General features: G+C 72.8%; 1 protein-coding gene (cut by a window edge). It reads right to left on the reverse strand.

The annotated features are described in order from the left end of the window. Nucleotides 1-177 precede the first annotated feature (177 nt). A protein-coding gene (locus ACQPWU_RS29715; RefSeq protein ID WP_433445024.1) for a non-ribosomal peptide synthase/polyketide synthase crosses the window boundary here: on the reverse strand, nt 178-25,925 show its 3' portion. Its footprint extends 2,341 nt past the window's final position; 25,748 of the gene's 28,089 nt are visible here — the last part of the coding sequence; its start codon lies off the right edge, out of view — the gene reads right to left on this strand; it ends in the stop codon at nt 178-180.

Below are 25,925 nucleotides of genomic sequence, written 5' to 3' on the forward strand. Positions count from 1 at the left end.
TTTCCCGGAACAGGCAATGCGATATCGCCGCACGACGATTTAATTATGCTCCCCGCGACCTGCTCAGACTTTTGTCAGGCCCACCAGCCCGCGCCCCGATCGCACGGCGATCTGCCGCGCTGGAGTTCCCGCCTCGGCGGGCGGCTCTGCGTCATCTTTTCTTCCGTCCCCGTATTCCTAGAATTCGAACTCTTCGTAGTCACTCAGCGGTGCCTGCGGTGACAGTTCCTCGATCACCTCCGCCAGTTCGGCGATGTTCGGATGGTCGAAGATCGCCGCGAGGGGCACCTCCACGGTGAAGGCGGCCCGTAGCCGGGAGATCACCTGGGTGGCCAGCAGGGAGTGCCCGCCCAGGTCGAAGAAGTCGTCCGTGACTCCGACCCGTTCCAGGCCGAGGACCTGCGCCCAGATACCGGCCAGCACCTCTTCGGTGGCGGTGCGGGGCAGTGCGTAGTCGCTCTCTGACCCAGGCTGGAGGTTGTCGGGTGCGGGGAGGGCGGCGCGGTCGAGCTTGCCGTGCCGGGTCACCGGCAGAGCCGACAGCTCCATGAATATCGACGGCACCATGTACTCGGGCAGGCTGTCTCGCACGGATGCGCGCAGCTCCGCCACCGGCGGCAGGTCTCCGACCACGTAAGCGACCAGCCGCTCCAGCGGGTCGGCGACCACGACAGCCGCGGTGATGGCCGGATGCGCCAGCAGGGCGGCTTCGACCTCGCCGGGTTCGATCCGGTAACCGCGGATCTTCACCTGCTGGTCGGCCCGGCCAAGGAACTCCAGCTCACCGTCCGGTAGCCAGCGCACCCGGTCGCCACTGCGATACAAACGCCCCCCATCACCGGAGAACGGATCGGCGATGAACCGCGTGGCCGTCAACTCCGGGCGGCCGCCATACCCTCGGGTCACGCCGACGCCGGCGATGAACAACTCCCCAGGTACACCCACCGGGACCGGCTGCAGATGCCGATCCAGCACATACACCCGCGTGTTCGGCAACGGGCGGCCGATCGGAGCGGGCCCATCCGCCCCCGGCTCGATCCCTGCCAGCTCGCTGTAGGTCGAGTCGATCGTGGTCTCGGTGATGCCGAACGCGGTCAGCACCCGCGCACCCAACACCTCACGAGCCCGCAGAACGGCAGACGTGCGCCACACATCCGTCGTCACCACCATCAAGCGGAGGTCGGGCAGGCGCCGGCCCTCCCGTTCAAGGTGCCGTACCAGCTCGTCGGCGAACCGGGGCGCGCACTCGAACGCGTTGACCTTCGCCCGTTCCAGCTCCGCCACCCAGGCGGGAGTGGTGAGCTGCAGCCCCACCTCACCGATCACCAATGCCCCGCCGCCGCACAGGGCCCGGACCAGGTCGGCGGTGAACACGTCGAAGCTGACGCTGGCCAGCGACAGCCACCGGTATTTCGCCTCGGCCGGGAAGTGAGCCTGTGACCATGCAGCGTACGTTCCGGCAAGCGACCCGTGCGTGACCAGGACACCCTTCGGCCTGCCCGTGGAACCGGAGGTGTAGATCACGCCGGCCAAGCGTCCCGGGTGCGTCTTGCCCGATTCCGGCGCCCAGGACTCGGCCGCCACCGCAGCCACCGTGGGCCGGTCGTCCAGCCACACAACGGTGTCCGCGGCCGTCAGCGCGCCCTCGCCCAGGCGCTCGGCCGACCGGCGATGCGCGACGACCACCTGGACCTGACTGTCGGCGAGCATGTACGCCACCCTGTCGGCCGGGTAGTCGGAGTCCAGGAGCAGGTGAGCGCCGCCGGCCTTCCAGACCGCCAGTACCGCCACCACCAGGTCCAGCCCACGCTCCAGACACAGGCCGACGACCGTCTCCGGCCCCACCCCGAGACCCCGCAGGTAATGGGCCAACCGGTTGGCCCGTACCTCGAGTTGGGCGTAGGTCAGCGTCTCCTCACCGCAGATCACGGCGACGGCCTGCGGAGCCTCGACCGTCCGCTCGGCGATCAGTTCGTGCACGCCGGAAAGGCTGGGGAGTGGCGCCTCGGTCGCGTTCCAGCCGCTGAGCAGTTGCCGTCGTTCCAGAGTCTTCAGGAGGGGTAGCTCAGAGACCGGGCGCTCAGCGTCGGCGGTCACGGACTCCAGCAGTGTCGTCAGGTGGCCGAGCATCCGCTCCATCGTCGAGCGGTCGAACAGCTCCGTGCTGTACTCCACCACCCCCGCCAGCCCGTCGCCGTCCTCCACCAGCGCGATGCTGAGGTCAAAGATCGCCGTCTCCTGCGGCGTACCCCACCCGGACACCTCGGCCGCTCCGAGCCTGGACTCACCGCCGTCGCCGCCCAGAGCGTAGTCGAACAAGACCTGGAAGAGCGGGGTGCGGGAGCGGTCGCGTTCGGGGGCGAGGGCGTCGACGACCTGCTCGAACGGCACGTCCTGGTGGGCGTAGGCGGCGAGCGCGTTGCCGCGGACCCTGCCGATCACGTCGGCGAACGTGGGGTCGCCGGACAGGTCGGTGCGCAGGACCAGAGTGTTGACGAAGAACCCGATCAGGTCCTCGGTCTCGGCCCGGTTGCGGTTGGCGATGGGGGTGCCGATCACGATGTCGTCCTGGTCGGCGTACCGTCCGAGGAGCACCGAGACAGCGGAGAGCAGGGTCATGAACATCGTGGCCCCGGCCTCACGACTCACCGCTCGCAGGGCGGCCGTGATCTGTGGAGCGATGTCGAATTCGACCTTCGCGCCGGCCGAGGAGCGTACGGCGGGGCGGGGCCTGTCGGTGGGCAGCTCCAACGTCGGAGCCCCGGCCAGCTGGTCCCGCCAGTAGTCGAGCTGTCCCTCCAGCACCTCGCCCTGGAGCCACTCGCGCTGCCAGACCGAGAAGTCGGCGTACTGCACCGGCAACGGAGCCAACGGCGACGGCTCACCCCGCGAGAACGCCTCGTACAGGGCGGTCAGGTCCCTGCGCAGGACCGCCACCGACCAGTCGTCTGCGACGACGTGGTGCATGACAAGGCTCAGCACGTGCTCGTCCGGGCCCAGCCGGATCAACCGGCCGCGCAGCAGGGGGCCTGTGGACAGGTCGAACGGCGTCACCGCGTCGGCGGCGACCAGTTCCTCCGCCTGCTCGGCGCCCAGCTCGACGACCTCCAGCCCGAACCCGGACGGCGGGTCGATCACCTGATGCGCCACCCCATCGACGGCGACGAACCTCGTGCGCAGCACCTCGTGCCGCTCCACGATCACGTCCAGCGCCGCGCTCAACGCCGGCACGTCCAGAGGGCCGGTCAACCGCAACGCGATCGGCACGTTGTACTCCGACGAGCCCGGCTCCAGCTCGTCCAGGAACCACAACCGCTGCTGCGCGAACGACAACGGCACCAGCCCGTCCCTGGGCACTGGCACAATCGGCGGTGAGGTGAGGCCGGTCGCCATGGAGTCCAGGACGACGGCCAGTTCGGCCACCGTGGGCTGGTCGAAGATCGCCGCCAGGGGCACTTCCACGGTGAAGGCGGCCCGCAGCCGGGAGATCACCTGGGTGGCCAGCAGGGAGTGCCCGCCCAGGTCGAAGAAACCATCGGTGACGCCCACCCGTTCCAGGCCGAGCACCTGCGCCCAGATCCCCGCCAGCACCTCCTCGGTGGCCGTACGCGGCGGGACGAACTCGCCGATCGGGGCTTCCGGAGCAGGCAGGGCAGCGCGGTCGAGCTTGCCGTGCCGGGTCACCGGCAGAGCCGACAGCTCCATGAATATCGACGGCACCATGTACTCGGGCAGGCTGTCCCGCAGGAACGCGCGCAACTCCGCAACCGGCGGCAGCTCTCCCACCACGTAAGCGACCAGCCGCTCCAGCGGATCAGCAACCACCACGGCGGCGCTGACCGCAGGGTGCGCCAGCAGGGCGGCTTCGACCTCGCCGGGTTCGATCCGGTACCCGCGGATCTTCACCTGCTGGTCGGCGCGGCCCAGGAACTCCAGCTCACCGTCCGGTAGCCAGCGCACCCGGTCGCCGCTGCAATACAACCGGTCTCCGTCAGCGGAGAACGGATCGGCCACGAACCGCTCCGCCGTCAGCTCCGGACGACCCCCATAGCCTCGGGTCACGCCGACGCCGGCGATGAACAACTCCCCAGGAACCCCGACCGGGACCGGCTGAAGATGCCGATCCAGCACATACACCCGGGTATTCGGCAACGGGTGGCCGATCGGAGCGGGCCCGTCCTCCCCCGGCTCGATCCCGGCCAGCTCGCTGTAGGTCGAGTCGATCGTGGTCTCGGTGATGCCGAACGCGGTCAGCAGCCGGGCGCCCAACACCTCGCGAGCCCGCACCACGGCAGAAGTCCGCCACACATCGGTGGTCACCACCACCAACGCCAGCGACTCCAGCCGCCGCCCCGACCCGGCCAGATGCTCCACCAGGCCATCGACAAACCGCGGCGCCAACTCCAGCGCATTCACCCCGAACCCAGCGATCACCTCCGCCAACTCCGAAGCAGAAGCCTGCACCCCGACCTCGCCCAACACCAGAGCGCCGCCGGAACACAACGCCCGGACCAGATCACCGGTGAAGACGTCGAAACCGACACTGGTCACCGACAACCACCGCAACGGCTGCGAGAAATGCGTCCGCGACCACGCCTCATACGTCCCGGCCAGCGACCCATGCGTCACCAGCACACCCTTCGGCCTGCCCGTCGACCCCGACGTGTAGATCACACACGCCAACTGCCCCGGATCGCACACCGCCTCCGAAACCGATCCCGGCCCCGCCTGGACGTCCGGACTCACGACCAGGACATCCCCCGGCACCGGCACATCCGCCACCACAACCCGCACCCCGCTGTCGGCCAGCATGAACGCCACCCGCTCCGCCGGATAATCCAGGTCAACAGGCAGACAAGCCCCACCCGCCTTCCAGACCGCCAGCACAGCCACCACGAAGTCCAGCCCCCGCGGCAGGCACACCCCCACCACCGACTCCGGCCCCACCCCAAGCCCACGCAGGTGGTGAGCCAGCCGATTCGCCCGCATCTCCAGTTCGGCGTAGGTCAGCGACCCATCACCAGCGACCACGGCCACGGCCTGCGGAGCCGCCACCACCCGCTCCACGATCAGCTCATGCACCCCGAAAACACCAGACAGCGCCGCGTCAGTCGCATTCCACCCCTCGACCACCTGCCGACGCTCCCCGGCCCCCAGCAACGGCAGTTCCGAGATACGGCGGTCCGCGTCGGTCGCGACCGCCTCCAGCAGGATGGTGAGGTGGCCGAGCATGCGCTCGACCGTCGAGCGGTCGAACAGGTCGGTGCTGTACTCCACCACTCCCGCCAGCCCGTCGCCGTCCTCCACCAGTACGAAGCTGAGGTCGAACAGGGTGTTCTCCCGCGTGACCCCCTGCCCGGACACGACCAGGCCGCCCTCGTCGTCGAGGCCACCGGCGTTCTGACCGTAGTCGAACAGCACCTGGAACAGCGGGGTGCGCGAACGGTCCCGCTCAGGGGCGAGCGCATCGACGAGCTGCTCGAACGGCACGTCCTGGTGCGCGTACGCGCCCAGCGCCTCCTGCCGCACCCGGCCGACCAGCTCGGCGAACGTGGGATCGCCGGACAGATCGGTGCGCAACACCAACGTGTTGACGAAGAACCCGACTAGATCCTCGATCTCCGCCCGATTGCGTCCTGCGACCGGGGTGCCGACCAGCACGTCGTCCTGGTCCGCGTACCTGCCCAGCAGCACGGTCAGCGCGCCGAGGAGGGTCATGAACATCGTCGTGCCGGACCGCCTGCTGAGCTCCCGCAGCGCGGCCGTCGTGCCGGCCGCCAGCTCGAAGTCGACCGCCGCGCCCGCCGTGGTCCGCACGGCGGGCCGGGGGCGGTCGGTCGGCAGCTCCAGAACCGGGGCGCCCTCCAACCGCTCGCGCCAGTAGCCGAGCTGCCCCTCCAGCACCTCCCCCTGCAGCCACTGACGCTGCCAGACCGCGAAGTCGGCGTACTGCACCGGCAACGGCTTCAACGGCGACGCCTCACCCCGCACGAACGCCTGGTACAAGGTCATCAGGTCACGGCGGAGCACCCTGGCCGACCACTCGTCGGACACCACGTGGTGCACGGTCAGGCTCAGCACGTGCTCGTCCAGGCCGAGGCGGATCAGCCGGCCGCGCAGCAACGGCCCGGTGGCGAGGTCGAACGGCGTAACGGCGTCGGCAGCCATCAACGCCTCGGCCTGCTCGGCGTCAAGCTCGACGACCTCCAGCCCGAATCCGGACGGTGGGTCGACGACCTGGTGGGCCACGCCGTCCACGGCCACCAGACGGGTGCGCAGCACCTCGTGCCGCTCCACGACCGCGTCAAGCGCGGCGCGCAGCGCGGCCACGTCCAACGGTCCGGACATGCGCAGCGCGATCGGCACGTTGTAGTCGGCCGAGCCCGGCTCGAGCTGGTCCAGGAACCACAACCGCTGCTGCGCGAACGACAACGGCACCAGCCCGTCCCGAGACACCGCCACGATCGGGGGCGGGACCTCGCCCCGCGCCGCCACCTCGACGACGGCGGCCAGCTCCGCCACCGTCGGGCGGTCGAAGAGCGCCGTCAGCGGCACCTCGACGTCGAACGCGGCACGCACCCGGGAGATCACCTGGGTCGCCAGCAGCGAGTGCCCGCCCAGTTCGAAGAAACCGTCTGCGATGCCCACCCGCTCCAGGCCCAGCACCTGCGCCCAGATCCCGGCCAGCACCTCCTCGGTGGCCGTCCGCGGCGGGACGAACCCCGTGCCAAGCTCCGGACGGACACCGTCGGGAGCGGGCAGCGCCGCGCGGTCCACCTTCCCGTTCGGGGTCAGCGGTAGCGTCGTCAGCTCCACGAACGCCGACGGCACCATGTACTCGGGCAGGCTCTCCCGCAGGAACGCGCGCAGCTCGGCCGCCGGCGGCCCTCCCGCGGTCACGTCCGCGGGCACGAGGTAGGCCACCAGCCGCCCCTCGCGGGCCATCACGACCGTCCGGGCCACGGCCGGATGCGTGCGCAGTGCCGCCTCGACCTCGCCCGGTTCGATCCTGAACCCACGGACCTTCACCTGGTCGTCAGCCCGGCCAAGGAACTCCAGCTCGCCGTCCGGCCGCCGGCGGACCCGGTCACCGGTCCGGTAGAGGCGCGAGCCGTCAGCGGCGAACGGGTCGGCGATGAACCGCTCGGCGGTCAGCTCGGGCCTGGCCGCGTATCCGCGCGCGACCCCGGCCCCGCCGATGAACAGCTCGCCGGGAACGCCGACCGGAACCGGGCGCAGATGCTGGTCCAGCACGTACATCGTGGTGTTGTCGATCGGCCGGCCGAGCGACACGGGCCGCCCCGGGACGACCTGCTGGCAGGAGGACCAGATCGTCGTCTCCGTCGGACCGTACATGTTCCACAGGGCCGCTGTGCGGGCGGCGACGCTCTCGGCGAGGGCGGCGGGCAGGGCTTCGCCGCCGCACCAGGCGCGCAGTCGCGCCGATCCCGGCCAGGCCGCGTCGACCAGCAGTTGCCAGGTGGCGGGCGTCGCCTGCATCACGGTCACGCCGTGCCGCCCGATCGTGTCCGCCAGCGCCTCAGGAGACCTCGCCGTCTCGTGCGAGGCCACCACGACCCGCGCGCCCAGGGTCAGCGGCAGGAACAGCTCCAGGCCGGCGATGTCGAAGCCGAGCGTGGTGACGGCCAGCACGGTGTCGGCGGCGTCGATGCCAGGCCGCGTGGCCATGGCCGACATCACGTTCGCCAGGCCGTCGTGGGTGACCATGACGCCCTTCGGCCTCCCCGTCGAGCCCGAGGTGTAGATCACGTATGCCAGGTGGCCGGCGACCGGTCCGCCCAGCGCCTGCGGCGGGGCTGCGGCCAGGGCCGCCTCGGTGTCCGGGTCGTCCAGCCACACCGTGGTCGCTCCGCCACCGGCGAGCTGACCGGCCAGGTGGCCGGCCGCCGCACGGTGTGCCACCAGCAGCCCGGCGCCGCTGTCGGCGAACATGTATGCCAGCCGTTCGACCGGGTGGTCGGGGTCGAGCGGGAGGTAGGCGCCGCCCGCCTGCCACACGGCCAGCGCGGCCACCACCAGGTCCAGGCCGCGCTCCAGGCAGAGGCCCACGATCGTCTCCGGCCCGACGCCGAGGCCGCGCAGGTGAGCGGCCAGCCGGTTCGCGCGGGCCTCGAGCCCGGCGTACGTGAGGGTGCGGCCGTCGGCCTCCAACGCGATCGCGTCCGGCCGCGTGGCGGCCTGGGCCGTGATGGACTCGTGCACGGGAGTGGCGGAGGCCGGGGTCCCGGTGTCGTTCCACTCGTGGACGACCATCCGGTGTTCGTCCGCATGGAGGGCCGCCACCTGCGACAGGCGCAACTCCGCATCGCCCGCGAGCTCCGCCAGCAGGGCCGCCAGGTTGGCTGCCATGCGCTCCACTGTGGGCCGGTCGAAGAGGTCCGTACTGAACTCGAACGCTCCGTCCAGCCCGCCGTCGCCGGTCTCGGCGAGCGCGAGCGTGAGGTCGAACAGCGCGGTGTCGTGCGGGAGCTCCTCCTCGGCCGCGGCTTCGCCCGCTCTGGCTCCGGAGTGGCCGAAGTCGAACATCACCTGGAAGAGCGGGGTGCGGCTGCGGTCCCGGTCGGGGGCGAGCGCATCGACGAGCTGCTCGAACGGCACGTCCTGGTGGGCGTACGCGCCCAGCGCCTCGCCCCGGACCCGTCCGACGACCTCGGCGAAAGTCGGGTCACCGGACAGATCGGTACGCAACACCAACGTGTTGACGAAGAACCCGATCAGATCCTCGACCTCGGCCCGGTTGCGCCCGGCGACCGGGGTGCCGACCACGACGTCGTCCTGCCCCGCGTACCTGCCGAGCAGCACGGTGAAGGCCGACAGCAGGGTCATGGACATGGTTGCGCCGAGGTCCCTGCCGATCGTGCGCAGCGCCTGGGCGGTGGCTGTGGGCACCGTGAAATCGACCAGGCCGCCGGCCGAGGTGCGGACGGCCGGGCGTGGCCGGTCGGTCGGCAGCTCCAGCGCGGGCGCGCCCTCGAGTCGCTCGCGCCAGTAACCGAGCTGTTCCTCCAGCACCTCGCTCTGAAGCCATTCGCGCTGCCAGAGCGCGAAGTCGGCGTACTGCACCGGCAGCGGAGCCAGCGGCGACGGCTCACCCCGGGAGAACGCCTCGTACAGAACGGTCAGCTCGCGGCGCAGCACGTCCACCGACCATTTGTCCGACGCGACATGATGCGTGCACAGGCTGAGCAGGTGCTCCTCAGCGCCGAGGCGGATCAGCCGGGCCCGGAGCAGCGGCCCGGCCTCCAGGTCGAACGGCAGCGTCGCGTCCGCGACGACCCGCTCCCGCGCGCGGGCCGGGGCGTCCGGCTCGTGTGACAGGTCGATGATCGGCAGGTCGAATCCCGCCGCCGGGTCGACGACCTGATACGGCACACCGTCCACCGCGACCAGCCGGGTGCGCAGCACCTCGTGCCGCTCCACGATCGCCCCCAGCGCCGCGCCGAGCGCGGCCACGTCCAGCGGTCCGTTCATGCGCAGCGCGATCGGCACGTTGTACTCAAGCGCGCCGGGTTCGAGCTGGTCCAGGAACCACAACCGCTGCTGCGCGAAGGACAGCGGCAGTGCCTGGCCGCGCGGCACCGCGACAATGGGCGGCGCGGAGGCCGCCTTGGCCACGTCGACCACCGCGGCCAGCCCGGCCACGGTCGGGTGGTCGAACAGCGCCGTCAGCGGCACCTCGACGCCGAGTTCCGCCCGCACCCGGGAGATCACGCGGGTGGCCAGCAGCGAGTGGCCGCCCAGTTCGAAGAAGCCGTCGCCGGTCCCGACCCTGGTCACGCCCAGCACCTCGGCCCAGATCGCGGCGAGCCTCTCCTCGGTGAAGGAGGCGGGGGCGGCGAACGCGCCGGTCACGGCCTGCGGGGCAGGGAGTGCCGCCCGGTCGTACTTGCCGTTGGGCGTCAAGGGGATCGCGGTGAGTTCCACGTAAGCGCCGGGGACCATGTAGTCGGGCAGGCTCCTCCGCAGGAACGACCTCAGCTCGCCCGCCTCCGGCAGACCCGCCGCGACGTCGGCCGGCACCAGGTAGCCGACCAGGCGGCGGCCCGCTCCGTCGTCGCGGGCGACCACCACGGCCGCGGCCACGGCCGGGTGCGCGCACAGTGCCGCCTCGACCTCACCTGGTTCGATCCGGAATCCCCTGACCTTGATCTGCTGGTCGACCCGGCCGAGGAACTCCAGTTCGCCGTCGGCCCGCCATCTGACCCGGTCGCCGGTGCGATACAACCTGGTGCCGCTCCGGCCGAACGGGTCGGCGATGAACCGTTCGGCGGTGAGGTCGGGGCGTCCGCCGTAGCCGCGCGCCACCCCGGCGCCGCCGATGAACAGCTCGCCGGGCACGCCCACCGGCACCGGCTCGAGGTGTTTGTTCAACACGTAGGTCACGGTGTTGGCGATCGGGCGGCCCAGCGTCGGAAGGGCCCCATTCGTCACCTGGTGCCGGGTGGACCAGATCGTGGTCTCGGTGGGGCCGTACAGGTTCCACAGCCCCGCCGTGCGGTCCGACAGCCACCGGGCGAGGGAGGCGGGCAGCGCCTCTCCCCCGCACAGGGCCCGCAGTCGCGGCGAGCCGGCCCATCCGGCGTCGCGGAGCATCTGCCAGGTCGCCGGGGTGGCCTGCATGGCCGTCACGCCGTGCCTGTCGATCTCGGCCGCCAGCGCCTCCGGCGAACGCGTGGTGTAGGCCGACGCCACCACCACACGCGCGCCGCGGGTCAGCGGCAGGAACAGCTCCAGCCCGGCGATGTCGAATCCGAGCGTGGTGACCGCGAGCAGCGCGTCACCGGGTTCCAGGCCGGGCCGCTCGCCCATGGTGACGAGGAAGTTCGCCAGATTGGCGTGCGAGACCAGCACGCCCTTGGGCAGGCCCGTGGAACCCGAGGTGTGCAGCACGTACGCCAGCCGGCCGGGGTCGGTCTGCCCCGAGGGCGCGCCCGTGGGCGCGGCGCGCAGCGCGGCCGCGGTCGCGGGGTCGTCCAGATCGACCACCCGCGCAGCGCCGGGGGCGAGGCCGCGGGCCACGTCGGTGCTGGTCACGAGGACCACCGCGCGGCCGTCGGCAAGCAGGTACTCGAGCCGCTCGGCGGGGAAGCCGGGGTCCAGGGGCAGGTATGCGCCGCCCGCCTTCCACACCGCCAGCGGCGCCGCCACGAGGTCCAGGCCGCGTGGCAGGCACAGGCCCACCACCGTCTCCGGTCCCACGCCGAGGCCACGCAGGTGGTGGGCCAGCCGGTCGGCCCGGGCGTCCAGTTCGGCATAGGTCAGGCGTTCGTCGCCTGAGACCACCGCGACGGCGCCGGGCCGCCGTGCGACCTGCTCGGCGATCAGGTCGAGCGCCGTGCCCGTCGTGGTGTGCGCGGCGGTGTCGTTCAAGACGGAGAGGACCAGTTCGTGCTCGGCCGGGCCGAGGATCGGCAGCTCGGCGACGCGCCGGTCCGGGTCGGCGGCGACGGCGGTGAGGAGCGTGGTCAGGTGGGCGAGGAGACGTCCGGCGCTGTCGTGGGTGAGGTGCGCCCGGTCGTAGGCGACGCCCAGCGCCAGTGACGGCCCGGGCGCGGCGATGATCGTCAGAGGGTAGTTCACCTGCTCGGCGGCGACGCCGTCGGAGATCAGCAGGCCGTCGGCCCCGGCCGCCTCCACCTGGTCGTCGAACTCACCCGAGGGGTAGTTCTCGAAGAGCAGCAGGCTGTTGAACAGCGGCTGTCCCGCGGGCACGTCGGAGCACGCCTGGATCCGGACGAGCGGGGTGTGCTCGTGCCGGCGGGCCTGGATCTGCTCGGCCTGGAGCTCCTCCAGCCAGGGCAGCAGTTTTGCGTCCTGGTCGATCCGGGCGCGCAGCGGTGTGGTGGTGATGAACAGCCCCACCATCGACTCCGCGCCGGGCAGTTCTTCGGTGCGGCCGGAGGTGGTCACACCGAACATGACGTCGTCCTCGCCGCTGTAGGCCGACAGCAGCACGGCCCAGGCGCCCTGGACCACGGTGCTGAGGGTCAGGTGGTGGCGGCGGGCCAGGTCGGTGAGCGCCTCGGTCGTCTCCTGGGGGAGCTCGGCCCTGATGGTCGTGTGGCCGTGGTCACCGGTGTCGCCGTCGACGGCCAGCGGGGTGGGCGCGGCGAAGCCGCGCAGGTGGCCGCGCCAGAAGTCCTCGGCCTCGCCCTGATCGCGGGCGGCGAGCCAGGCGACGAAGTCGCGGTAGGGGCGGTGGCCGGGCAGGTCGGGCGCGCGCCCGGCCCGGTAGGCCTGGTAGGCGTCGAGCACCTCGCCGAGGACGATGGGCGCGCTCCACCCGTCGAGCAGCAGGTGGTGGTAGCTCCACACCATCTGGTGGCGGGTGTCGGCGGTGCGGATCAGGGTGACCCGCATGGCACCGGGCCGGTCCAGAGGCAGTCCCCTGGCGCGGTCGGCGGCCAGGAACTCCTCCAGCGCCCGCTCCTGGTCCTGCCGGTCACGCCGGCGCCAGTCGTGGACGTCCACGGCGGGGGCTGCCGAGTGGGGCACCAGGTGCAGCGGCACCGGGACGCCCTCGGAGACCACCTGGGCGCGCAGGACAGGATGCCGTGCGAGCGCCAGTTCCCAGGCCCGTATCAGCGCCCCGGTGTCGAGCTCGCCGTCGAGCTGTATGCCGTTCTGCACGAGGTACACGCCGGAGCCCGGCTCCAGCAGAGTGTGGAACAGCATGCCCTGCTGGGTGGCGGTCAGCGGGTAGAGGTCGTCGATGGGCTGCCCGGCCTCGGCGTGGATCCTGTCGAGAGTGTTCTGGTCGAGGCCTGCGAGCGGGAAGTCCGACGGTGTGTACCCGCCGGTGCCGGGCCGGCAGCAGTGGTCGATGAGCTCTTCCAGCACCTCGACGTAGCGCGCGGCCAGCCGCTCGACCGTCGCGCGGTCGTGCAACCGCTCGGAGTAGGTCCAGCCCAGCTCGAGGCGGCCATTCACGACCAGGCCGTTGACCTCGATCAGGTGGGTGCGCTCACCGGTGTCGGCGCGCTCGCGCCCGAGGGTCCCTTCGGCCGTCCGGAACCGCTCGGCGTCCCCGCCTGCCTGGTCGAACTGGCCGAGGTAGTTGAACGCCACCTGGGGTCCCGGCGTGGCCGCCAGGGTCTCGCCCGTCTCTCCCCCGGCCAGGTGGCGCAGCAGTCCGTAGCCCAGGCCGTGGCGGGGGATCTCGCGCAGCCGTTCCTTGGTGCTCTTGAGGAGGCTTCCCAGGTCGCCGGGGCCGGCGGCCATGGACAGGCGGACCGGGTAGAGGGAGGTGAACCAGCCGACGGTGCGGGAGACGTCGACGTCCGTGCCCACGTCCTCGCGGCCGTGTCCCTCCAGGTCGATCAGGACCTGGTCGCCACCGGTCCATTCGGCGACGACCACGCCGAGCGCCGTGAGCAGCACGTCGTTGATCTGGGTCCGGTAAGCGGCGGGCACGCGGTGCAGCAGCCGCGCCGTCTGCTCCTCGTCCAGCCGCGCGTCCACCGTGCGGGCGGAGGCGACGTCGTTGCCGCCGCCCGGGTGGTCGAGGGGCAGGTCGGCATCCTGCCCGCCGACCGCCCGCCAGTAGGCCGCCTCGCCCGCCAGCTCGGGTGAGACTGCCAGGTCACGCAGGCGTTCGGCCCAGCGCTGGAACGATGTCGTCTTGGCGGGCAGGGCGATGGGCGCGCCACGCTCGAGCTGGGCGCAGGCCAGCGCCAGGTCCTCCAGCAGGATGCGCCAGGACACGCCGTCGACGACAGCGTGGTGGGCGACCAGCAGGAGCACCTGGCCCGGCTCGCCGTAGTCGAACAGGACGAAGCGCGCCACGGGACCGGCGGCGAGGTCGAGGCCTCGCTGCGCGGCCTCGGCCGCCTCAGCCACCCGGTCGCGTGCCTCGGCCTCCCCGAGTCCGGACAGGTCGACGACGGAGAAGACCTCCTCCGGCTCGGCGGCCAGGCATTGCGCGCTCATCCGGCCTTCGTGGGACGTGAAGCGCAGCCGCAGGGCGTCGTGGTGCGCGACGAGGGCGACCAGAGCCTGGCGCAGCACGGCGGGCTCGACGTGCTCGGCGATCTCCACGGTGACCGACTGGTTGAAGTGGCCGGGCTCGGGCAGGCCACGCCCGAAGAACCAATGGTGGATGGGCGTGAGCGGCACCTCACCCGACACCGGGCCCTGCTCTGCCTCGAACGCGGCCTCTCGCGCGGCCACGGCGGCCAGTCCGGCGACGGTCTGGTGCTCGAAGAGCTGGGCAGGGGTGACGTGCAGGCCGCGGGCGCGTGCCCGGGCGACCGCCTGGATGCTGAGGATCGAGTCGCCGCCGAGCTCGAAGAAGTTGTCGGTCGCGCCGACGCGCTCCAGGCGGAGGATCTCGGCCCACACGTCGGCGATGAGCTCCTCCGCCGGCGTGCGCGGGGCCACGTACCCTGCGGTCAGGGCCGGCCTGGCTCCCTCGGGGACGGGCAGCGCCGCCCTGTCGGTCTTGCCGCTCGGGCTCAGCGGCAGCGCGCTGAGCTCCACGAAGACGGCCGGGATCAGGTGGGCCGGGAGGCTCTGCTGGAGGAAGGCCCGCAGCGCGCCGGTATCGGGGATCCCGGCCGCCAGGTCGTCCGGGACGAGGTAGGCCACGAGGCGGGAGCCGGTCCCGTCGTCGTCGCGGGCCACCACCGCGGCCGCGGCCACCTCCGGGTGGGCGCGCAGCGCCGCCTCCACCTCGCCGGGCTCGATGCGGAACCCGCGGACCTTGATCTGCTCGTCCACCCGGCCCAGGAACTCGAGCTCGCCGTCCGCCCGCCGGCGGACCCGGTCACCGCTGCGGTAGAGGCGCGAACCGTCGGCGGCGAACGGGTCGGGCAGGAACCGCTCGGCCGTCGCCTCGGGACGGCCCGCGTACCCGCGCGCGATCCCGGCGCCGGCGATGTACAGCTCGCCCGGCACGCCCACGGGCACGGGCCTCAGCCCGCGGTCCAGCACGTACACCCGCATGTTGGGGATCGGCCCGCCGATCGGCGGGGCCGCGTCCGCCTCGGGGGCGACGAGCGCGGCCGTGGCGCAGACCGTCGTCTCGGTCGGCCCGTAGGCGTTGAACAGGCGCCGGCCGGGCAGCCAGGCCCGCGCGAGTTCGGGGCTGAGCCGCTCCCCTGCCGTGATCAGCGTCGACACGCCGTGCAGGTCCGCGGGTGTCAGGGCGGTCAGCAGGGACGGCGGCACGGTGGCGACGTTCACTCCGGTCGCGTTCACGAGGGCCGCCAGTGCCTCCGGCTCCGTACGTGCCCGCGGCGTCGCCACGACCAGAGTGGCGCCCAGGCCGAGGGCCATGACCGCCTCCCACACGGCGGCGTCGAAGCTGAACGGCGCGAACTGGAGCAGGACGTCCCCCTCGTCCACGCCGAACAGCTCACGCTGGGCCGCGACGAGGCTGACCACTCCGCCGTGGCTGACGAGCACTCCCTTGGGCCGGCCGGTCGATCCCGAGGTGTAGATGACGTACGCGAGCTGGCCCGGGTTCGTGGTGCGCGCCGGGGGCCGGTCGCCTGTTGCGGCGGCGACGGCGGCCACCGTGACCGGGTCGTCGAGCTCCACGAGCCTGGCCCGCCCCACGGGCAGCAGGTCGGCGGTCTCGGCGTCGCAGACCAGGACGGAGGCGCGGCTGTCGGCCAGCATGAAGCCGAGCCGGTCGGCAGGGTAATCGGGGTCCAGGGGCAGGTAGGCGCCGCCCGCCTTCCACACCGCCAGCATCGCGACGACCATGTCGAGCCCACGGGGCAGGCACAGGCCGACCACGACCTCCGGCCCCACGCCGAGGTCGCTCAGGTGGTGGGCCAGGCGGTTGGCCCGGCGCTCCAGCTCGGCGTAGGTCAGCGAGCTGTCGCCGAAGACCACGGCCACGGCCTCGCCTGACGTGGCGGCCTGACGGCCCACCAGCTCGTGCACACCGCCGACGGAGGCGACGGGCACCGCGGTGTCGTTCCACGCGACGACCGTGCGCTCGTGCTCGGTCCTGCTCATCACCGGCAGCTCCGACAGCCGCAGGTCCGGCCGCGCGGCCACCGCTTCGAGCACGGCCAGCAGGTGGCCGGTCATCCGCTCCGCGGTGCTCCGGTCGAACAGGTCGGTGCTGTACTCCAGGTGGCCTCCGATGCCCTGGGGACCGTCGCCGAGCGACAGCGTCAGGTCGAACCTGGCGACGGCCGACCCGACAGGCGCCGGTTCGGTGGCCACCCCGCCCAGCGTCAGCGGCGTCTCGTCGACCCGGTCCACGCCGAACATGACCTGGAACACCGGGTGCCGCGAGCGGTCGCGTTCAGGGGCGAGGACGTCGACGAGCTGCTCGAACGGCACGTCCTGGTGGGCGTAGGCGCCGAGGGCCCCGTCGCGGACCCTGGTGACGACTTCGGCGAACGTGGGGTCGCCGGACAGGTCGGTGCGGAGCACGAGCGTGTTGACGAAGAACCCGATGAGGTCCTCGGTCTCGGCCCTGGTCCGGTTGGCGATCGGGGTGCCGACCACGACGTCGTCCTGGTCGGCATACCGGCCCAGCAGGACGCCGAACGCGGCCAGCAGCGTCATGAACATGGTGGCCCCGGCCTCGCGGCTGAGCGCCCGCATCCCGGCGGTCACGGCGTCGGGCAGCTCGAACTCGACGAGCCCGCCGCCCGATGTCCGTACGGCGGGGCGCGGCCGATCAGTGGGCAGCTCCAGGGCCGGAGCCCCGCCCAACCGGTCGAGCCAGTACGCGAGCTGTCCTTCCAGCACCTCGCCCTGGAGCCACTCACGCTGCCAGACGGCGAAGTCGGCGTACTGCACCGTCAGCGGGGCCAGCGGCGACGGCTGCCCGGTACGGAAGGCGTCGTAGAGGACGGTGAGCTCGCGGCGCAGAACGCCGGTGGACCACTCGTCGGAGATCACGTGATGGGTCACCATGCCGAGCAGGTGGTCGTCGGGCCCGATCCTGATCAGCCTGCCGCGGAACAGCGGTCCGGCGGCCAGGTCGAACGGCGCCCTGGCGTCGGCCGCCACGAGCGCCTCGGCGCGGGCCACGGCGTCGGACTCCCCGCCGAGGTCGAGCACGTCGAGCCCGAAGCCCGACGGCGGGTCCACGATCTGCATGCCGACGCCGTCAACGGCGACCAGGCGGGTACGCAGCACCTCGTGCCGCTCCACGATCGCGTCCAGCGCCGCGCTCAGCGCCGGCACGTCGAGAGGGCCGGTCAGCCGCAGCGCGATCGGCACGTTGTACTCCGGGGAGCCCGGCTCGAGCTGGTCGAGGAACCAGAGCCGCTGCTGCGCGAAGGACAGCGGCAGCGGGCCGTCGCGGCGTCCGGCCGCCACGATGGACGGCGCCTGCTCGGCGGGGGCGGCCGCGTCCACGACCGCGGCGAGCCCGCGCACGGTGGAGTGGTCGAACAGCGTCGACAGTGGCAGCTCCACGCCGAACGTCGAGCGCACCCGAGAGATCACCTGGGTGGCCAGCAGCGAGTGCCCGCCGAGCTGGAAGAAGTCGTCGGTGACGCCGACGCCGTCCAGGCGGAGCACCTCGGCCCAGATGGCCGCGAGCACTTCCTCGGTGTCCGAGGCCGGCGCGACGAACCGTTCCTGGAGCTCGGGCCTGCTGGTGTCGGGGGCCGGCAACACGGCCCGGTCCACCTTGCCGTTGGCGTTCAGCGGCAGTCCGGCCAGCTCGACGAAGGCGGCCGGGATGAAGTAGGAGGGCAGACTGCGGGCGAGGAACTGCCGCAGCTCCCCGGCGGGCGGGACGCCCACGCCCAGGTCCGCCGGCACCACGTACGCCACCAGGCGCCGGTCGCCGTCGTCCTCGCGGGCCACGACGACCGCGGTGGAGACCTCCGGGTGGGCGCGCAGCGCGGCTTCGATCTCGCCCGGCTCGATGCGGAAGCCGCGCATCTTGATCTGCTCGTCGACGCGTCCGAGGAACTCGATGCTGCCGTCGGCGAGGCGGCGGACCCGGTCGCCCGTACGGTAGAGCCGGGAGCCGTCTCCGGCGAGAGGGTCGGCCACGAACCGCTCGGCTGTCAGCTCCGGCCGGTTGAGGTAGCCGCGTGCCACGCCGACGCCGCCGAGGAACAGCTCCCCCGCGACCCCGATCGGCACCGGGCGCAGGAACCGGTCGAGCACGAGGGCCCGCATGTTCGCCAGCGGCCGTCCGATCGGCACCGTGCCGCCTGCCTCGCGCGCCGCGCGCCGGGCCAGGTGCCAGGTGGCGAACGTCGTCGTCTCCGTCGGCCCGTACACGTGCAGCAAGCGGCCCGGGCGGCCGAGGGCGAGCATCCTGCGGACGCTGAGCGGGTCGACGGCCTCGCCGCCGAACAGCAGGTGGCGCAGGCCGCGGGCGGCGTACGGGTGATCGGCGGCCAGGCGGTTGAACACGGCGGTGGTCAGGAACAGGGTGGTGACGCCGAGCCGTTCGAGCTCGGCGCCGAGCGCATGCGGCGACAGCAGGGCGTCGCGGTCGATGCCGGCCAGCGTGCCGCCGTTGGCCAGCGCTCCCCAGATCTCGAACGTCGCGGCGTCGAACGACGTCGTCGAGGCCTGGGCCACCACGTCGTCGGGCTGGAGTGCCACGTAGTCGCCGGCGGTCACCAGCGTGACGACGTCGCGGTGGCACACACCGATGCCCTTGGGCCTGCCGGTCGAGCCGGAGGTGTAGATGACGTAGGCGAGCTGGGCGGGGTCGGTGTGGACGTCCGGTGGTCCGGCGGGGGTGGCGGCGAGCGCCTCGGCGGTCGCGGGGTCGCCGAGGTCGACGACGCGCGCGCCGCCATCGACGGCCGGCGTTCCAGCCTGCCCGCGGTGGGTGACCAGGACCGGCGCGCCGGTGTCGGCCAGCATGAACGCCAGCCGTTCCGCGGGATAGTCCGGGTCCAGCGGCAGGTAGGCGCCACCGGCCTTCAGGACGGCCAGCATGGTGACGACCATGTCGAGCCCGCGTTCCAGGCAGAGGGCCACGACCGTCTCGGCCCGCACGCCCTGGGCGCGCAGGTGGTGGGCGAGCCGGTCGGCTCTGTCCTCCAGCTCCCGGTAGGTCAGGGTCTGTTCGCCGAACACCAGCGCGACGGCGTCCGGGCGTTCCTTCGCCCGGGCCGACACCAGCTCGTGGACGCCGCCGACGCCGGGGAGCGGAACGGACGGGCCCTCCCCCTCGGCCAGGACCAGGCGGAGCTCGTCGCCGGTCAGCAGGGGCAGGTCTTCGACCAGGCGGCCGGGGTCGCCGGCCATGGCCTGCAGGATCGCCACGAGCCGGTCGGCGATCCGCCCGATCGTGTCGTCGTCGAAGAGGGCACCGTCGTAGTGCAGTCCGATGGCCAGCTCGGTGCCGGGTCCCGCGGTGATCGTCAGGGGGTAGTTCGGCTGCTCCCTGGAGACGTTGTCGTCGACGCGCAGCTCGTTCGCGGCGGACCCGGCCATCTCGTCGTCCAGCCGCCCGAGCGGGAAGTTCTCGAACAGCAGCAGGTTCTCGAACAGCGGCCTGCCCTGAGGGATCTCGCTCCAGGCCTGCACCTGCACCAGCGGGGTGTGCTCGAAGGCGCGGCCCCGCACCTGCTCCTCCTGGAGCAGGTGGAGCCAGTCGAGCAGCCTCAGGCCCCCCTCCACCCGCACCCGGGTGGGGGTGGTGTTGATGAACAGCCCGACCATGGATTCCACGCCGGCGAGGTCGTCGGCCCGGCCCGAGGTGGTCACGCCGAACACGACGTCGTCCTGACCGCTGTAGGCCGACAGCAGCAGCGCCCAGGCGCCCTGGACCACCGTGTTGAGCGTCAGGTGGTGGCGTCGGCCGAGCTCGGTGAGCGCGGCGGTGGCCGCCTCGCTGACTCTCGCGCGGTGGGTGCGGTGCCCGCGCCTGCCGGTGTCGCGGGTGACGCCGAGGTCCGTGGGCTCGGTGACGCCGCGCAGGCGTTCGCGCCAGTATGCCTCGGCGGCGCCGAGATCCTGCCCTGCGAGCCAGGCGAGGTGGTCGCGGAAGGGCCGGGGGCCGGCGAGCCGGGGCTGCTCGCCCGCCCGGTAGGCGTGGTAGGCGTGGATGAGGTCGCCCAGGACGATGGGGACGCTCCAGCCGTCCAGCAGCAGGTGGTGGTAGCTCCACACGACCTGGTGCCGGCGGTCGCCCAGCCGGATCAGCGTGAGGCGCATCAGGCTGGGCCGGTCGAACTCGGCGCCGCGCGCCCGGTCCTCATCCATGAACGCGTCGAGGGCCTCGGCCTGTGCGGCCTCGCCCAGCTCGCTCCAGTCGCGCCGTTCCAGGGGTACGGGGACCGCGCGCGAGACCACCGCCAGCGGCACCGGGACGCCCTCGGATACGACGGCGCTGCGCAGCACCGGGTGCCGGGCCAGGACCAGCTCCCACGCCCTCAGGAACGCGGCCTCGTCGAGCTCGCCGTCCAGCAGCAGCCCGTTCTGCACCCAGTACACGCCCGAGCCGGGCTCCAGCAGGGTGTGGAACAGCATGCCCTGCTGGAGCGGGGTGAGCGGGTAGACGTCCTCCACGGTGCGCGCGGGCCGCTCCCGCAGGACGAGGTCGAGCGTCTCCTGGTCGAGAGCGGCCAGCGGGAAGTCCGACGGCGTGGCGCCTCCGGCTGCGTCGGCGCGGCAGTGCTCGATCAGCTCGCCGAGCACTTCGACGTAGCGGCGCGCGAGCCGGACGATGGTGGCCTCGTCGTGCACCTGGTCGGAGTAGGTCCAGGCCAGTTCCAGGCGGCCGCCGGTGATTTCGCCGTTCACCTCGACGAGGTGGGTGCGCTCGCCCAGGCGGGAGCGCTCCTCGCCGAGCGAACCGTCCGCCTGCCGCAGACGGGCCTCGCCTTCACCCACGTTGTCGAAGCGGCCCAGGTAGTTGAAGCTCAGCTCCCCCTGGGGCGCGGCCTCCAGCGCCGCGCTCACCTGCCCGCCCGCGAGGTAGCGCAGCAGGCCGTAGCCGAGGCCCCTGCGGGGGATCGCGCGCAGATGCTCCTTGGTACGCATCAGCGCGCGGCCGAGGTCAGGGCCGCCGTCTGGGGGCAGCGCGACGGGGAAGAACGTGGTGAACCATCCGACGGTGCGGGAAACGTCGATGTCGGGGCCGAGATCCTCGCGGCCGTGGCCCTCCAGGTCGACGAGCGTCCTCGCGCCCGGGTTCCACTCGGCGAGCACGAGCCCCAGGGCGGTCATGAGGACGTCGTTGATCTGCGTCCGGTAGGCCGCGGGCACCTCGTGCAGCAGCCGCCCGGTCGGCTCCGCGCCGAGGGTGACGCGCGCGGTCCTGGCCGAGGCGGCGGTGTTACGTCCGTCGTGGTCGCGCGGCAGCGGCGTGGCGCCCGAGGTCGTGTCCAGCCAGTACGGCGCCTCGTCCGCCGTCGCCTCCGACCGGGCAACGTCCAGGAGGCGTTGCGACCACCGGGCGAACGAGGTGGTCTTAGGCGCGAGCCGGATCTGGTCTCCGCGTTCGGCCTGACCGTAGGCGAGCTCGAGGTCCTCGAGCAGGATCCGCCAGGACACGCCGTCGACCACCAGGTGGTGCGCCACGAGCAGCAGGAGCTGCCCGGCCTCCCCTCGCTCGAACAGCACGGCGCGGGCGAGCGGCCCGTGGCCGAGGTCGAGGCCCGTCTGGGCGGCCATGGCCTGCTCGTCCAGGACCTCGGCCTCAGCGGCGCCGTCATGGGCGGCGAGGTCGACGACGGTCAGCGGCCAGCTCTGCCCGCCGCTCTCGCCATGGCAGGCCCACTCGTCGCCGATGCCGGTGAAGCGGGCGCGCAGCGCGTCGTGGTGGCCGGCCAGCGCCTCCAGGGTCAGGCGCAGCGCGGCGGGGTCCAGCCGCTCGCCGATCTCCAGCAGAACCGACTGGTTGAAGTGCCCGGCCTCGGGCAGCTCGCGCCGGAGGAACCAGCGCTGGATCGGCGTCAGCGGGAACTCGCCCGTCACCGTCCCCTGCTCGGCGTCGACGGAGGAAGCACGGATCGCCACGGCTGCCAGGGCCGCGACGGTCTGGTGTGCGAAGAGCTGTGCCGGGGTGACGTGCACGCCTCGGGTCCTGGCCCGCGCGACGGCCTGGATGCTGATGATCGAGTCGCCGCCCAGCTCGAAGAAGTTGTCCTCGACGCCGACCCGGTCGAGCCCCAGCACCTCGGCCCAGACCTCGGCCAGGACGCCCTCCGTCGCGGTGCGCGGCGCGACGAACGTCCCGGCCGGGCCGGGACGGGCGGCATCCGGGGCGGGCAGCGCGGCCCGGTCGACCTTGCCGTTGGGGCTCAGCGGCAGCGCGGCCAGCTCGACGAAGAGTGACGGCACGAGATGGCTGGGCAGAGTGCCGCGGAGAAAGGCCTGCAGCTCGCCCACGGCCGGCATCCCCGCCGTGGGGTCGGCGGGCACGACATAGCCGACGAGCCGTACCCGGCCGGCGCCGTCGGCTCTGGCGGTCACGGCCGCGCCTGCCACGCCGGGGTGCGCGGCCAGCGCCGCCTCGACCTCGCCCGGCTCGATGCGGAACCCTCTGACCTTGACCTGGTCGTCGACCCTGCCGAGGAACTCCAGTTGCCCGTCGGCCCGCCAGCGGGCGCGGTCGCCGGTGCGGTAGAGGCGCGAGCCGTCTCCGGCGAACGGGTCGGGCACGAACCGCTCGGCGGTCAGCTCCGGGCGGTGCGCGTAGCCGCGGGCCACGCCGACGCCGCCGATGAACAGCTCGCCCGCCACCCCGATCGGGGCGGGGCCGAGGTGACGGTCCAGCACGTACGCGCGCATGTTGGCGATGGGGGTGCCGATGGGCGGCGGCCCGTCGTGCCCGTCCGCCCACACGCCGACGGTGGCGCACACGGTCGTCTCGGTCGGCCCGTAGGCGTTGACCAGCCGCCGACCGCGGGACCAGGACCTGGCCAGCTCGGCGGGGTATGCCTCGCCGCCGGTCACCAGCAGCCGCAGTCCGGGGAGCGTGTCCAGGGCCAGAGGGCGGGCGGTGGTCGGGGTCATCTGCGCCACGGAGACGCCCTCGGCCCGTACCAGGTCCTCCAGAGCCCGCGCGGACCCGCGGGCCTCGGCGTCGGCGACGACGACGCGGGCGCCCGTGGACAGGGCCGCGAACAGCTCGCAGCCGGCGACGTCGAAGCTGAACGAGGTGAGCTGGAGCGCCACGTCGCGCTCGGTGAGCTCATAGTCGGCGCTCTGCGCCCTGACCAGGTTGGCCAGGCTGCGGTGGCCGACCGCCACGCCCTTCGGGCGGCCGGTGGAGCCCGAGGTGTAGATGACGTACGCGAGTTGGTCGGGGTGGCGCAGCCGGTCGGGCGCGGTGGCGGGGCCGGCGTCGATGAGCGCGGCGGTCCGTGGGTCGTCCAGGTGCGTCTCCCCCGGCCCTGCCGGAGCGCCGGTGAGACCTCGGTGGCTCAGGACGAACCGCGCCCCGCTGTCGGCGAGCATGTAAGCGATGCGCTCGGCGGGGTAGCCGGGGTCGATCGGCAGGTAGGCCCCGCCGGCCTTGAGCACGCCGAGGACCGCCACGACCATGTCCAGGCCGCGGTCCAGGCGCAGTCCCACCACCGTCTCGGGGCCGACGCCCTGTCCGATGAGGTGGTGGGCGAGGCGGTTGGCCCGCGCGTCGAGTTCGCCGTAGCTCAGCGTCGTCCCTTGGTAGGTCACCGCGGGGTCGCCGGGGCGGGCGGCGGCACGGGCCGCGACCAGCTCGTGGACGGCGGCGAAGTCGGCCGCCGGTGTCGCGGTGTCGTTCCAGCCGGTCACGACCGCGTGGCGCTCATCGGGCCCGATGATCTGTACGTCGGACAGGCGTGCACGCGGATCAGCCGCCGCGGCGTCGAGCACGGCGACGAGGTGGTCGGCCAGCCGTTCGACCGTGCCCCGGTCGAACAGCTCGGTGCTGTAGCTGATCTCCCCGCGCAGGTCGGGCCCGCTCTCGCTGAAGGCGATGGTCAGGTCGAACTTGGCCATCGTCGGCGGCAGGCCGACCCCCTCGGAGGTGAGCCCCGCGAAGTCGAACGTGGCGACCGTGCCCTGCCCGTGGGTGACCATCACCTGGAACAGCGGGTGGCGGGAACGGTCGCGCTCGGGCTGGATGGCGTCCACGAGCTGCTCGAACGGCAGATCCTGGTGTGCGTAGGCGGCCAGCGCCTCGGAGCGGACCCTGGCGACCACCTCGGCGAGCGTCGGGTCGCCGGACAGGTCGGTGCGCAGGGCCAGGGTGTTGACGAAGAACCCGATCAGGTCCTCGGTCTCGGCCCGGTTGCGGTTGGCGACAGGCGTGCCGACGACCACGTCGTCCTGACCGGCGTGGCGACCCAGCACCACGGCGAGCCCGCCGACCAGGGTCATGAACAGCGTCGCCCCGGCACCAAGGCTCAGCTCCCGCAACCCGGCCAGGGTCTGCGGCGACACCGCGAAGTCCAGCACCGCCCCTGCCGAGGAGCGCACGGCGGGGCGCGGCCGGTCGGTCGGCAGGTCCAGGACCGGTGCGCCGGCCAGCCGCTCCTTCCAGTAGCCGAGCTGGCCGTCCAGCACATCGCCCTGGAGCCACTCGCGCTGCCAGACGGCGAAGTCGGCGTACTGCACGGCCAGTGGGGCGAGCGGCGACGGCTCGCCGCGGCTGAAGGCCGCGTAGAGGACCGCCAGCTCCCGGTTCAGCACGTCGGCCGACCAGTCGTCGGAGGCGACGTGGTGGGTGACGAGGCTGAGCACGTGCTCGCCGGGACCGACCCTGAGCAGCCGGGCGCGCAGCAGCGGCCCGGCCGTCAGGTCGAACGGCGTGACGGCCTCGGCCGCCACGATCGCCTGGGCGCGGCCGGCCGGGTCCGGCTCGTCGCTGAGGTCGACGATCTGGAGGCCGGAGCCCGTGGGCGGGTCGATCACCTGGCGGGCGACGCCGTCGACGGTGACCAGGCGGGTGCGCAGCACCTCGTGCCGTTCGACGACGGCGTCCAGCGCGGCGCGGAGCGCGTTCACGTCGAGCTCGCCGGTCAGGCGCAGCGCGACCGGGATGTTGTACTCGGCGGACCCGGGCTCGAGCTGGTCGAGGAACCACAACCGCTGCTGGCCGAACGACAGCGGCAGCGGCCGGTCGCGTGGGACGGGGACGACGGGCGGAGCCTGGCCGCCCTGCGCGGTGGCGTCCAGGACCGCCGCCAGCTCGCGGACGGTGGGGTGGTCGAACAGCTCGGCCAGCGGCAGCTCCGACTGGAAGGCCGCCCGCACCCTGGAGATGACCTTGATGGCCGTGAGGGAGTGGCCGCCCAGGTCGAAGAAGTTGTCGGTGACGCCGACCTCGGCCACGTCGAGGACCTGCGCCCAGATGCCTGCCAGGACCTCTTCGGCCGGGGTCCGGGGCGCTGCGCTGCCCGCGGCCGACTCCGGGTGTCCCGGGTCGGGCAGGGCGGCGCGGTCGAGCTTGCCGTTCGGCGTGAGCGGGAACGCACTGAGCTCGGCGAACGCCGAGGGGACCATGTAGTCGGGCAGCGTGGTCCGCAGGAGAGCGCGCAACTCGCCCGCCGACGGGGCTCCAGTGGCAGGGTCGGCGGGGATGAGGTAGGCGACCAGCCGGGTGTCGCCGTCGTCGTCACGGGTGACCACCGTGGCGGCCGCGACGGCCGGGTGCGCCACCAGGGCGGCTTCGATCTCGCCCGGCTCGATCCGGTGCCCGCGGATCTTGACCTGGTGGTCGGCCCGGCCGAGGAATTCCAGCTCGCCGTCGGCCCGCCATCTGACGCGGTCGCCGGTGCGGTACAAACGCGACCCGTCGCCGGCGAACGGGTCCGCGATGAAGCGCTCGGCGGTCAGCTCGGGCCGGCCTCCGTACCCTCGGGCCAGGCCGGCGCCGCCGATGAACAGCTCGCCGGGCACGCCGGCGGGGGCGGGCAGCAGGTCGCGGTCGAGCACGTACATCCGGGTGTTGGCGATCGGGCGGCCGAGCATCGGCGCCTGCCCTTCCGGCACTTCGTGCAGGGAGGACCAGATGGTGGTCT

Origin of the sequence: Nonomuraea sp. CA-141351, assembly GCF_050944675.1 — a bacterium.
Lineage (GTDB): Bacteria > Actinomycetota > Actinomycetes > Streptosporangiales > Streptosporangiaceae > Nonomuraea.